The sequence below is a fragment of the Citromicrobium bathyomarinum genome (genome assembly GCF_021021475.1).
In the GTDB taxonomy this organism is placed as follows: domain Bacteria; phylum Pseudomonadota; class Alphaproteobacteria; order Sphingomonadales; family Sphingomonadaceae; genus Alteriqipengyuania; species Alteriqipengyuania bathyomarina.
Genome location: NZ_JAINWL010000001.1, coordinates 825,574 through 837,569 on the forward strand (window position 1 = coordinate 825,574; position 11,996 = coordinate 837,569).

The window sequence follows — 11,996 nt, forward strand, 5'->3', positions numbered from 1 at the left end:
GCTCCGGAGCCCCCTTTTTCATCGGTCAGACTAGAACCTTAGCCGACAATCTCGTCGTCGCTGAAGAAGAACGCGATTTCGGTTGCGGCGTTTTCGTCGCTGTCCGAGCCGTGCACGGAGTTGGCTTCGATCGATTCGGCGAAGGCCTTGCGGATCGTGCCTTCTTCGGCGTCGGCCGGGTTGGTCGCGCCCATCACGTCGCGGTTGCGCTTCACGGCGTCTTCGCCTTCGAGCACCTGCACCACGACCGGGCCGCTGGTCATGAAGGCGACCAGTTCACCGTAGAACGGGCGCTCTGCGTGGACTTCGTAGAACTTCTTCGCCTGGTCTTCGCTCATCTGGATGCGCTTGGAGGCGACGACGCGCAGGCCGGCTTCTTCCAGCATCTTGGTGACCGCGCCGGTCAGGTTGCGGCGGGTGGCGTCGGGCTTGATGATCGAAAAGGTGCGGGTAACCGCCATGGTCTTGTTCCTTGCGAATTGTAGGGGGAGAATTTGGTCGCGCGCGCCACTAGCAGCTTCCACGCCAACGGCAAGTCCGCGCGGGCTGCTGCGGACGTCAGGCGACCTTAACCCAGCGCCCGTCCTTCTGTTCGAAGAAACTGCGTTCGAGGCCGTCGGTCGCGCTCAGCTCGCGCCACGCGACCCGCGCCGCCTCGCGCTGTTCGTCGCCGAATAGCAGGAATACCCGCTCGAAAGTTTCGCCTGCCAGCGCATCGGCTCGCCAGTGGCCATCGGCGAGGATGCAGGCGGTTGCCGCGTTGGTGGACACGCACGCCTCGCCGATCAGGATCGGCTGGTCCGCATCATGCGCCCCGCCCGCCTGCCCGTTGGCGAGGAAGGCTTCGGGCCGCGCCTCCCACAAGGTGGTGGAGACCGATTCGCGCTGCGCCGCATCGCCGCTGACCACCAGCGCGCGCCCGCCATTGGCCAGCACACGCTCGGCAATCATCGCGACCACGCGTTCCGCCGGATCGCGGGAGAGGAGCCAGAAATCGACCTTCACGAGCCCGCGCCAGCAGATTTGACCGCCCGGCGGCACCGCTCCGAACAATATTTCACGGCGTCCCAGTCCCGCTCCCACTTTTTGCGCCACGCGAAGGGCAACCCGCAGGCCGCGCAAGGTTTGCTCGGCAGGTCGCCCTTCTTGCGCATCCTGGGCACGCGGGTTCTCGCCTAGCCCTCGATCACGTCGCGGACATACTGGTCGAGCAGGCGCACGCCGTATCCGGTCGCGCCCTTGCCGTAGGTCGCGCCCGGCTTGTTCGACCATGCCATCCCGGCAATGTCGAGGTGCGCCCAGGGCATCCCGTCCTTGATGAAGCGCTGGAGGAACTGCGCGGCGGTGATCGAGCCTGCTTCGCGCGGGCCGACGTTCTTCATGTCCGCAATCGGCGAATCGATCAGCTTGTCGTAAGCCGGGCCGATCGGCATCCGCCACACCTTGTCGCCGCTGGTCGCGCCTGCGGTGGAGAGGTTGCCCGCCAGCGTATCGTCGTTGGAGAACAGCCCCGCCTGTTCGTTGCCCAGCGCGATCAGCATCGCGCCGGTCAGCGTGGCGAGGTCGATCACCGCAGCGGGATCGAACTCGTTCTGCGCCCAGTGCAGCGCATCGCACAGCACCAGCCGCCCTTCGGCGTCGGTGTTGATGACTTCGACGGTCTGCCCGCTCATCGTCGTCACGACGTCGCCGGGGCGCTGCGCCTTGCCGTCAGGCATGTTCTCGACCAGGCCGCACACGCCCACGACGTTCGCCTTCGCCTTGCGCTTGGCCAGCGCGACCATGGTCCCTGCGACAGCACCTGCGCCGCCCATGTCCCACTTCATGTCTTCCATTCCCGCACCCGGCTTGATCGAGATGCCGCCGGAATCGAAGGTCACGCCCTTGCCGACCAGCAGCGTGGGCTTGGCGCCCTTATCGCCGCCGTTCCAGCGCATCGCGAGGATGCGCGAGGGGCGGTCCGAGCCCTGCCCGACGCCGAGCAGCGCGCCCATGCCGAGCTTTTCCATCTGCGCATCGTCGAGCACGATGATCTCGATCCCAGTCCCCTCGAGCGCCTTGCGGCAGCGTTCGACGAAGCTTTCGGGATAGAGGACGTTGGCGGGCAGGGTGACCAGTTCCTTGGTGAACTCGACGCCTTCGGCCAGCGCGCTCTCACGGGCCCACGCGGCTTCGATCCCCTCGGGCGCGCCGACGATGACCGCACTCTTGAGCGAAACCTTCTCCGCATCCTTCTGCGTGGTGCGGTATTCGTCCCACCGCCACGCGCGCAGCCGCAGGCCCAGCAGCACTGCGGCGGCGTCTTCCGCGGAAAGGCCCGCACCGGTCAGGTCGAGCGCGATCGTGCTCTCGCCCGAGGTCAGGAACTTCGCCGCCAGCGCGCCGCCCGCCTTTTCCAGATTGGCGCGGCGGTCATTCGCCTTGGGATCGCCCGCGCCTGCGAGCGCAACCCGCAGCACCTTGCCATCGCGTTCGGCGAACCCGTCGACAACCTGGCCTGCCGATCCCTTGAACCGCGACCGCTTGGCCCCTTCGGCCAGTGCGGGTTCGGTCCCGTCGGGCAGGCTGTCCTTGTTCGCGATCGATGCGATCAGGACGGCATCGGAGGGAAGGCTGTCGGCGAAGGTGATTTGCATGTGGTGGGGGTCCCTTGGATGATCTCGACCGGCGGCGCGGGGAACTACCTCCCCCGTGTCGCGCGGGCCACTAAAGAGCCGCGCCTGCGCGCGCTGCCGCAAGTGCGATTGCGATTAGGCAGGCTCGGTGCAATAGGCAAGGCATGCGCCTGACCGATCGTTCCGCGTCGCCTGCCTTTGGTGGCCGCGCCTGCCTGCTGAGTGGTGCCGCATTGGCGGTGATGGCGACGATCGCGTGGCCCAGCCTCGCGCACGCCCAGGATGCGCCGCAAAGCGAGCCGCAGAGCGGCCAGCAGGCGGACGAGGAGGGCTCGGTCGAAGAGGCGGTGTCCGACTATATCGAAGGCGACCAGCCGCCCGGCACCCCGCGCGAGATCGGTTTCGAGGCGGATAGTCTGGAGTATGATTCGCAGGCTGACACGGTGATCGCGCGCGGCAACGTGCTGCTGCGCGAGGGCGAGCGTTCGGTGCGCGCCGACGAGGTCCGGTGGGATCGCCCGGCGGGGCGGATCGATGCCAGCGGCGGCGTGCGTTACGTCGATGGCGACGGCAACCAGCTCTATGCCGAGCAGCTGGAACTGACCGACACCTTCGAGGCGGGCGCGCTGGAAGACCTGTTGCTGGTGCTGCGCGAAGGCGGACGGCTTGCAGCGGAACGCGGCGAGCGCGCGGGCGACGGGCGCATCGCGCTGACCAGAGCGGCCTATTCGGGCTGCCCGGTGGTGGGCGAGGATGGCTGCCCGAAGCGCCCGAGCTGGAAGATCACCGCAGAACGCGTCGTCTACAATCCCGACGCCAACACCGTGCGGTTCGAAAAGGGCTATTTCTCGCTGTTCGGCGCGCGCATCCTGCCGCTGCCCACGCTGGAGCTGCGCACCGACGGCGGACCGCAATCGGGCTTCCTTGTCCCCAGCCTGCGCATCTCGCGTTCCAACGGGGTGGAGGTCAGCGGCAGCTATTACTGGCGGCTCGCTGAAAACCGCGATCTTGAACTGGCTGCGCACGTGTTCACCGATGCCGCTCCGATGGCGCGCGCGACCTATCGCGCGCTGTCGGACAAGGGCGCGTTCCAGGCGACCGGCTATGCCACGGTCAGCCGGCGAATCGACCTCAACACCGGCCTGTCCCAGACCGACGAGGATTTTCGCGGCTACTTCGCCGCCAACGGACGCTACCAGTTCGACGAGAACTGGAGCTTCACTGGCTCGGTCCGCCGCGCGAGCGACCGCACCTTCCTGCGCCGCTACGACATCAGCCGCGACGACCGGCTGCGCACCGTGGGCGAGCTGGAGCGGATCGATGCCAACAGCTATTTCGTGGTCGCGGGCTTCGCCACGCAGACCCTGCGGCTGGGCCAGCCGCAGGGCGAGGTGCCGGTCGCGCTGCCGCTGATCGATTACCGCCGCCGGATTTCGGAGCCGCTGCTTGGCGGCACGGTGACGCTGCGCGGCAATACGCTGGGCATCTTGCGTGAGGACGGGCAGGATACCCAGCGCGGCTTCGCCTCCGCGCAGTGGAATCTGCGCCGGGTGACCGGCCTCGGCCAGGTGGTCGAACTGACCGCGCTGGCGCGCGGCGACATTTACAACACCAACAATTCGGCGGCGACCACGGTTGCCAGCTATCGCGGGCGCGAAGGGTGGCAGGGCCGCGCGATCGGGCTCGCCGCGATCGACGTGTCGTGGCCGCTGGTGGGCCCGATTTTCGGCGGCACCCAGGTGCTGACTCCGCGGATTCAGGTGGTCGGCACCCCGCCGATCCGCAACGCCGCGATCCCCAACGAGGATTCGCGCTCGATCGATCTGGAAGACGTGAACCTGTTCTCGCTCAACCGCTTCCCGGGGGACGACCGGTTCGAAGACGGCGCGCGGGTGACCTACGGGGTCGACTGGCAATTCACCAAGCCGGACTGGCAGGTGACCGCCAATTTCGGCCAGTCCTACCGGCTCGACGACAAGCCGATCATCTTCCCCGACGGGACCGGCCTGTCGGACAGGTTCTCCGACTTCGTTGGCCGGGCGCGCGTGCGCTACAAGGATTTCGTCTCCTTCACCTACCGCTTCCGGCTGGACAAGGACGACTTCACCCCGCGCCGGACCGAGGTGGATGCGACCATCGGATCGCGGCGAACCTATGCCGAGATCGGCTATCTCAGGCTCGACCGGAACATCCCCAATATCAACGAGGATCTGGGCGATCGCGAAGAACTGCGCGCAGCGGGCCGCGTGGCCTTCGCCCGCTACTGGTCGCTGTTCGGTTCGGCGGTGGTCAACATGACCAACCGCGACGAAGACCCGACTCTGCAGGCCGACGGGTTCGACCCGATCCGCACCCGGATCGGGATCGCATACCAGGACGACTGCATCGATCTGGGGCTCACCTGGCGGCGCGATTACGCCACCCAGGGTGACGCACTGCGCGGCAATACGTTCGAGCTCACCTTCCGCCTGCTCAACCTCGGCTTCGGCGGATGAGCGCCACGATTGGCACAGCCGCGCGAACGCGCTAGAGGCTGCCTCCGCAGAATACTCAGCAATGGTTCAGCCAGATCGCGCGAATGCGCTCCTCCGGCGGGAACCCATCGCCCGCACCAGCGACCAACAGGCTATCTTCGTGACCGACAGCATCAGCATTATCAGCAAGATCTCCACCTCGTTCGCCGCGTTTGCGATGGCGACGATGCCGATCGCGGCGCAGGCCCAGCAGGCTGGCGACGCTGCACAGCAGGGCGCTCCGCAGCCCTCCGCCGCGCAGCAGGCGGCAACGGACGGGCCCTTCGGCATCCCCGCCGAGGTGGTCAGGTCCGACCACCAGGACCCGAACATGCGCACCGCCACCGCCAAGGTGAACGGCACGGTCATCACCGGCACGGACATTGATCACCGGGTCGCGCTGGTCCTCGCCGCTTCGGAGCGCAAGGAAATCCCCGCCGATCAGCTGCAGGCGCTGCGGATGCAGGTGCTGCGTAACCTGATCGACGAAACGCTGCAGATCCAGGCCGCCGCCGCGCAGGACATGGAAGTGTCTTCAGAAGAGGTGAACCAGCGCTACGCCATCCTGGCGCAGCAGAATTTCGGCAGCAATCCGCAGCAGATGGACAAGTTCCTGATCGCCGCAGGCTCGTCCCCCGCCACGCTCAAGCGTCAGATTCAGGGCGAAATCGCGTGGCAGATGCTCCTGCGCCGCAACGTGGCCCCGTTCATCAACGTCTCCGCCGAAGAGGTCAATGACACGATCGAGCGGCTCAAGACCTCGCGCGGGCAGGAAGAATACCGCCTCGCCGAGATCTATCTGTCGGCAACGCCCGAAACCGCCGCGACCGTCGAAGCCAATGCCGAGCAGATCATGGACCAGATCCGCGCCGGCGGCAGCTTCCAGGCCTATGCCCGGCAGTTCTCCGAGTCGACCACCGCCTCGGTCGGCGGCGATCTCGGCTTCGTCCGGCTGGGCACCCTGCCCGGCCAGATGGCCGAGGTGGCGACCAAGATGACCCCCGGCCAGCTGGTCGGCCCCGTGCCAATCCCGGGCGGCTATGTCATCATGCTGCTGCTCGACAAGCGACAGGTGCTGACCGCCGACCCGCGCGATGCCGTGCTCAGCCTCAAGCAGATCGCGATCACCTTCCCGCAGGGAACGAGCCAGGATCGCGCCAACGCACGGGTGGAAGAATTCGCCAACGCGATCGGCACGATCCGTGGCTGCGGCGATGCGAACCGGGTGGCCGAATCGGTCGGCGCGAGCGTGGTCGACAATGATTCGATCACCGTGCGCGATCTGCCGCCCCAGCTGCAGGCATCGCTGATGGATCTGCAGGTCGGTCAGACCACGCCGCCGTTCGGCTCGATGGAGGATGGTGTGCGGGTGCTGCTGCTGTGCGGCCGCGACGATCCGGAAGCGAGCGGCGAACCCGATTTCGACCAGATCATGGACCGGATCGAGGAAGAACGGATCAGCAAGCGCGCCCAGCGCTTCCTCCGCGACCTCCGCGACGACGCGATCATCGAATACAACTGATCCGGTGACCACGCCGCTCCCGCTGGCCGTTACCATCGGCGACCCGGCGGGCGTCGGGCCGGAGATTGTCGCGCACATCCTGGCGCGCGAAGCCGAGCTTGGCCTGCCCCCGCTGCGGGTGGTCGGAGAGCCCGGCTCTCCGTTGCGCCCCGGCCAGCCCGATCGTGCATCGGCCCAATGCGCTCTCGACGCGCTGGGGCAGGCCGTCGCCATGGTCCGCTCGGACGAGTGCAGCGCCCTGGTGACCGGCCCGGTGGCCAAGTCCGCTATTGCCCAGATCGATCCGAACTTCGTCGGCCAGACCGAATTCCTTGCCGATGCCTGCGGGTTGCCGCGGGAGGATGCGGTGATGATGCTCGCCGGGCCATCGCTCAAGACCGTGCCGATGACGGTGCATTGTGCGCTGGCCGATGTCCCCGCGCGCCTCTCGCAAGACCTGATCGTGCAGCGCAGCCGGATCGTCCACGCGGCGCTGCGCCGCGATTACGGCATTGATGCTCCACGCATCGCCATCGCCGGGCTAAATCCCCACGCGGGCGAGGACGGGCGCATGGGGCGCGAGGAGATCGAGGTGATCGCCCCCGCCATCGCCACCTTGCGCGAACAGGGCATCGACGCCACCGGCCCGCACCCCGCCGACACGCTGTTCGCGCCGCACAAGCGAGGGACTTACGACGTGGCGATCGCGATGTATCACGATCAGGCGCTGGTCCCGATCAAGGCGCTCGATTTCGACGAAGGGGTCAACGTCACGCTCGGCCTGCCGATCGTGCGCACCTCGCCCGACCACGGCACCGCGTTCGACATTGCGGGCAAGGGCATCGCCCGGCCCGACGCGATGATCGCCGCAATCCGCATGGCGGGCGAGATTGCTGCGCGGCGGAGCCAATGACCGACCTTCCCCCCTTGCGCGAGGTGATTGCGGCGCACGGGCTCAGCGCGTCCAAATCGCTCGGCCAGAATTTCCTGTTCGACGAGCAATTGCTCGCGCGCATCGCGGCGGTGCCCGGCGACCTGTCGGGCAGGAACGTGCTCGAAGTCGGCCCCGGCCCCGGCGGCCTCACGCGCGCATTGCTGCGCGCCGGTGCGAAGGTCACCGCGATCGAGATGGACCGCCGCTGCCTGCCCGCGCTGGCCGAGCTGGGCGACGCCTTCCCCGGCCAGCTGACCGTGATCGAGGGCGACGCGCTCAAGATCGACCATGATGCGCTGTTCGAGGGCGAACCCTACGCGATCCTCTCCAACCTGCCCTACAACGTGGGCACCGCGCTGTTCACCCGCTGGATGGGCGGCGAAGCGTGGCCACCCAACTGGACATCGCTCACCCTGATGTTCCAGCAGGAGGTCGCGCAACGGATCGTCGCGCAGCCGGGCGGATCGGCATACGGACGCCTCGCGGTCCTCGCCCAGTGGCGCGGCACGGCGAAGCTGGCGATGAAGGTCCACCGCAGCGCCTTCACCCCGCCACCAAAGGTGATGAGCGCGATCGTCCATGTGACCCCCGCTGCAATGCCCGATGGCGTCTCGGCCTCGAAGCTGGAGCAAGTGACCGCCGCGGCCTTCGGCCAGCGCCGCAAGATGCTGCGTCAGAGCCTGAAGGGTGTGCCCGGTGCGCTCGATGCGCTGGAGACGCTCGGCATCGACCCGGAGCGGCGTGCCGAAACGCTCGACGTCGGGGAATTCGTGGCGCTCGCCCGCGCGCTGTCCACCTGACCGGGCTTGGCCCGCCGCGTCGCGCAGGCTAGGCCCCCGGGATGAACAGACTTTCCGGCCCCCTCCAGCAGGCTATCGACACCATCGACGGCGCGGCCATGCTCGCGCAGGTCGAGCGCTGGGCACGCATCAACTCGGGCACCGCCAACCTTGAAGGGCTCGCCCGCATGGCTCGGGAACTGAGCGAGGCGTTCTCTACCCTCCCCGGCGAGATCACGCTGGAAGAGCCCGCCCCCGTCACCGCAGTCGACGCCAGCGGCAAGGAAACCGCGGTCCAGAACGGCAAGCACTTCGTGCTGCGCGTCCGCCCCGAAGCGCAGCGGCGCTTCATCCTGACCGGGCACATGGACACCGTCTTCCCCGCCGATCACCCGTTCCAGGAGCTGACCTGGCTCGACGACGAGACCCTCAACGGCCCCGGCACGGCGGACATGAAGGGGGGCCTCGCGATCATCCTCGCCTCGCTGACCGCGCTCGAGCAGATCGAGGCATGGCAGCAGGTCGGCTACGACGTTCTGATCAATGCCGACGAGGAAACCGGATCGCTCTCTTCCGCCCCGCTGATCGAGCGGCTGGCCGAGGGCAAGTATGCCGCGCTGACCTTCGAGCCTGCGGCAACGCCCGAGGGCACCCTCGCCCATGCACGCGGCGGCAGCGGGAATTACAGCCTGACCGTCACCGGCAAGTCCGCGCACGCTGGGCGCAATCCGCAGGATGGCCGCAATGCCATCGTCGCCGCCTCCACCCTCGCGGTGCGGCTCAAGGAATTGCAGCGCGCCGATATCAGCGTGAACCCGGCCAAGATCGATGGCGGCGCGGCGAACAATGTCGTTCCCGACCATGCCGTGCTGCGCTTCAACATCCGCCCGAAGGAGCCCGCCGCAGCCGAGCGATTTGAGGCGGAAATGCACGCTCTGATCGGCGAGGTGAAGCAGGCCCAGGAGGTCGATATCACGATCCACGGCGGTATCTCGCGTCCGCCCAAGCCGGTCGACCGCAAGGCGCAGGCGCTGTTCGACCTCGTGCGCGAATGCGGCGCGGAGCTGGGTCAGGAAATCGACTGGAAATCCACCGGCGGCGTGTGCGACGGCAATAATATCGCCGCGACCGGCGTGCCGGTGGTCGATACGATGGGCGTGCGTGGCGGCAAGATCCACTCGCCAGATGAATTCATGATTGCGCCAAGCCTTGCAGAACGCGCCGCGCTGGCGGCGATGGTCCTGCACGGGCTTGCTACGGAGGATGTGCTGTGAGTTTCGTGATCCGCCCGTCGCGCGAAGACGACCTTGAACACCTGTACGAAATGGCCAAGCTGACCGGCGGCGGCTTCACCAACCTGCCCGCCGATCGCGATGCGCTGACGGGCAAGCTTGAACGATCGGCCAAGGCCTTCGCCAATACGGGCGACGAGCTGGTCGACGAGACCTTTCTGCTGGTGCTGGAGAATACCGAGACCGGCGCGGTGCGCGGCACTTGCCAGCTGATGACGCAGGTCGGCCAGCAATGGCCGTTCTATTCCTACCGCCTCAACACGCTGACCCAGTACAGCCAGGAACTGGACCGCACGGTGCGCGCAGAAATGCTGCATCTGGTGACCGATCTGGAAGGGTGCAGCGAAGTCGGCGGGCTGTTCCTCCACCCCAATGAACGCGCCGGAGGCCTCGGCCTGCTGCTCGCGCGCAGCCGCTACCTGTTCATCGCGATGCACCGCCAGCGCTTTGCCGAGCGCGTGCTGGCGGAGCTGCGCGGGATCATCGACGATCGCGGCGGATCGCCCTTCTGGGACGGGGTCGCCGGGCGCTTCTTCGGGATGACCTTCCAGGAGGCCGACTATTTCAACGCGATCAACGGCAACCAGTTCATCGCCGACCTGATGCCCAAATATCCGGTCTATGTCGCAATGCTGGACGACGATGCACGCGAGGTGATCGGCCTGCCCCACCCCACCGGCCGCGCGGCGATGCGGATGCTGGAGAAGGAAGGCCTGCGTTTCGAAGGCTATGTCGACATCTTCGACGGCGGTCCGACCATGCTCGCGCGGACCGACGATGTGGTCTCCGTCGCCGATGCCGCGCCGCGCACACTCGGCAAGACCGGGCTCGATGGCGGCGAGCGCGCGCTGCTCGCGTCCGGCAAACTGACCGATTTCCGCTGTTGCTACGGATCGCGCGAGCTCGCTGACGACAGCGTCGCAATCGACGCTGCGGGCGCGGATGTGCTGCAGGTCGGCGAAGGCGATACGGTGTGGAGCGTGGCGAAGTAGCGCGCCCCAACCAGACCCGTTCGGGCTGAGCCTGTCGAAGCCCTGCTCTTTTTCGGGCGCGGGTCCAAATGTCAAAAACAGCCCTTCGACAAGCTCGGGGCGAGCGGAGTCTGGAATGCCTCTCAAAGAGATCAATTTCGACGGGATCATCGGCCCCTCGCACAATTATGCGGGGCTGAGCCTCGGCAATATCGCCAGCGCGAGCCATCGCGGGCAGACCAGCCACCCGCGCGAGGCGGCGTTGCAGGGTCTCGCCAAGATGCGCGGCAACATGCAACGCGGCCTGCCGCAAGGCTTCCTGCTGCCGCTCCCGCGCCCCAATCCGGTGCTGGCAGATGCTCTCGCGCTCGACGAGACTGCCGATCCCGCGCTGCGCGCCGCGCCGTGGTCCGCCTCCAGCATGTGGACCGCCAATGCGGCGACCGTCAGCCCTGCGCCCGACACCGCCGACGGGCGCTGCCACCTGACGCCCGCCAACCTGATCACCATGCTCCACCGCGCGCAGGAGTGGCAGGACACCAAGGCCCAGCTCGATATCGCCTTCGGTGACCCGAAGCACTTTGCCGTGCACGATGCAGTGCCGCCAACCTTCGGCGACGAGGGCGCGGCCAACCACATGCGCCTGTGCGAGAGCCACGGCGAGGCGGGCGTCGAGGTGTTCGTCTATGGCAAGCCGGGCGGCAAGTTCCCCGCGCGCCAGCACGAACAGGCCAGCCGCGCGGTCGCGCGCATGCATGGGCTCGATCCGAAACGCACGGTGTTCATCGAACAGAACCCCGAAGCGATCGAGGCGGGCGCCTTCCATAACGACGTGGTCGCGGTAGCGAACGAGCGCGTGCTGTTTACGCATGCGCGCGCCTTCGCCGATCCGCAGGGGGCCTACGGCGCGATCCGCGAGGCTTTCCCCACGCTCGAACTGATCGAAGTGCCCGAGAGCGCGGTGAGTCTCGAAGAGGCGATCCGCACCTATCTGTTCAACGCGCAGTTGCTCACCCTGCCCGACGGCACCATGGCGCTGGTCGTGCCGAGCGAGTGCCGCGAGTCGACAAGCGTGTGGGGCTTCTGCGAGCAGATGACCGCGGGCAATGGCCCCATCCGGCAGGTGATCCCGGTCGATGTGCGCCAGTCCATGGCCAATGGCGGCGGCCCCGCCTGTCTGCGCCTGCGCGTGGTCGCCGACCCCGCGACGGTCGATCCGCGCTTCCTGCTCGACGAGGCGAAGGCGAGCCGAATCGAGGCGGTCATCGCCGAGCATTGGCCCGAAGCGATCGAACCGGCCCAGCTTGGCACCGATGCGCTGAGCGAACAGGTCCGCGCGGCACGCGGCGCGCTGCTCGACGCGCTCGATCTCACCGAATTAGGGTAAACGC

The 11,996-nt window shown here is 67.4% G+C and carries 11 protein-coding genes; 7 read left to right on the forward strand and 4 right to left on the reverse strand.

Features of this window, described 5'->3' with window-relative positions; translation table 11 throughout:
- Nucleotides 1-38 precede the first annotated feature (38 nt).
- The 4 genes from ndk to K7H93_RS04240 all read right to left on the reverse strand — a co-directional run bounded on the left by ndk (nucleotide 39) and on the right by K7H93_RS04240 (nucleotide 2,636).
- Complete coding sequence (ndk, locus tag K7H93_RS04225) at nucleotides 39-461, reverse strand: nucleoside-diphosphate kinase (RefSeq protein ID WP_010234237.1); 423 nt, start codon at nucleotides 459-461, stop codon at nucleotides 39-41.
- A gap of 97 nt (nucleotides 462-558) precedes the next feature.
- On the reverse strand, nucleotides 559-1,053 hold the full coding sequence (locus K7H93_RS04230; protein ID WP_230782629.1) for a DNA polymerase III subunit chi: 495 nt from the start codon (nucleotides 1,051-1,053) through the stop codon (nucleotides 559-561).
- On the reverse strand, nucleotides 1,002-1,154 hold the full coding sequence (locus tag K7H93_RS04235) for a DUF2256 domain-containing protein (protein WP_230782630.1): 153 nt from the start codon (nucleotides 1,152-1,154) through the stop codon (nucleotides 1,002-1,004). The genes K7H93_RS04230 and K7H93_RS04235 overlap by 52 nt, the downstream gene beginning before the upstream one ends.
- Before the next feature lie 21 nt (nucleotides 1,155-1,175).
- Entirely contained in the window at nucleotides 1,176-2,636 is a 1,461-nt protein-coding gene (locus tag K7H93_RS04240; RefSeq protein ID WP_230782631.1) for a leucyl aminopeptidase, read from the reverse strand.
- Nucleotides 2,637-2,779: 143 nt separating this feature from the next.
- Between K7H93_RS04240 and K7H93_RS04245 the strand changes: the two genes are divergently transcribed.
- The 7 genes from K7H93_RS04245 to K7H93_RS04275 all read left to right on the forward strand — a co-directional run bounded on the left by K7H93_RS04245 (nucleotide 2,780) and on the right by K7H93_RS04275 (nucleotide 11,992).
- Nucleotides 2,780-5,110: an LPS-assembly protein LptD gene (locus K7H93_RS04245; RefSeq protein ID WP_230782632.1), complete on the forward strand. Its 2,331-nt coding sequence runs from the start codon at nucleotides 2,780-2,782 to the stop codon at nucleotides 5,108-5,110.
- 139 nt (nucleotides 5,111-5,249) lie between these two features.
- Nucleotides 5,250-6,650 carry a peptidylprolyl isomerase gene (locus K7H93_RS04250; RefSeq protein WP_230782633.1) on the forward strand — a complete coding sequence of 467 codons (1,401 nt, stop codon included), beginning with the start codon at nucleotides 5,250-5,252 and terminating at the stop codon, nucleotides 6,648-6,650.
- Between the two features lie 4 nt (nucleotides 6,651-6,654).
- Complete coding sequence (gene pdxA, locus K7H93_RS04255; protein ID WP_230782634.1) at nucleotides 6,655-7,542, forward strand: 4-hydroxythreonine-4-phosphate dehydrogenase PdxA; 888 nt, start codon at nucleotides 6,655-6,657, stop codon at nucleotides 7,540-7,542.
- The gene (gene rsmA, locus K7H93_RS04260) at nucleotides 7,539-8,363 is read left to right on the forward strand and encodes a 16S rRNA (adenine(1518)-N(6)/adenine(1519)-N(6))-dimethyltransferase RsmA (protein ID WP_230782635.1); all 825 of its coding nucleotides are present in this window, start codon (nucleotides 7,539-7,541) and stop codon (nucleotides 8,361-8,363) included. The genes pdxA and rsmA overlap by 4 nt, the downstream gene beginning before the upstream one ends.
- Before the next feature lie 41 nt (nucleotides 8,364-8,404).
- Nucleotides 8,405-9,616, forward strand: coding sequence for a hydrolase (locus K7H93_RS04265; protein WP_230782636.1), 1,212 nt, complete (start codon nucleotides 8,405-8,407; stop codon nucleotides 9,614-9,616).
- The gene (locus K7H93_RS04270) at nucleotides 9,613-10,626 is read left to right on the forward strand and encodes an arginine N-succinyltransferase (protein WP_230782637.1); all 1,014 of its coding nucleotides are present in this window, start codon (nucleotides 9,613-9,615) and stop codon (nucleotides 10,624-10,626) included. The genes K7H93_RS04265 and K7H93_RS04270 overlap by 4 nt, the downstream gene beginning before the upstream one ends.
- A gap of 115 nt (nucleotides 10,627-10,741) precedes the next feature.
- Entirely contained in the window at nucleotides 10,742-11,992 is a 1,251-nt protein-coding gene (locus tag K7H93_RS04275) for an N-succinylarginine dihydrolase (RefSeq protein ID WP_230782638.1), read from the forward strand.
- Nucleotides 11,993-11,996 lie beyond the last annotated feature (4 nt).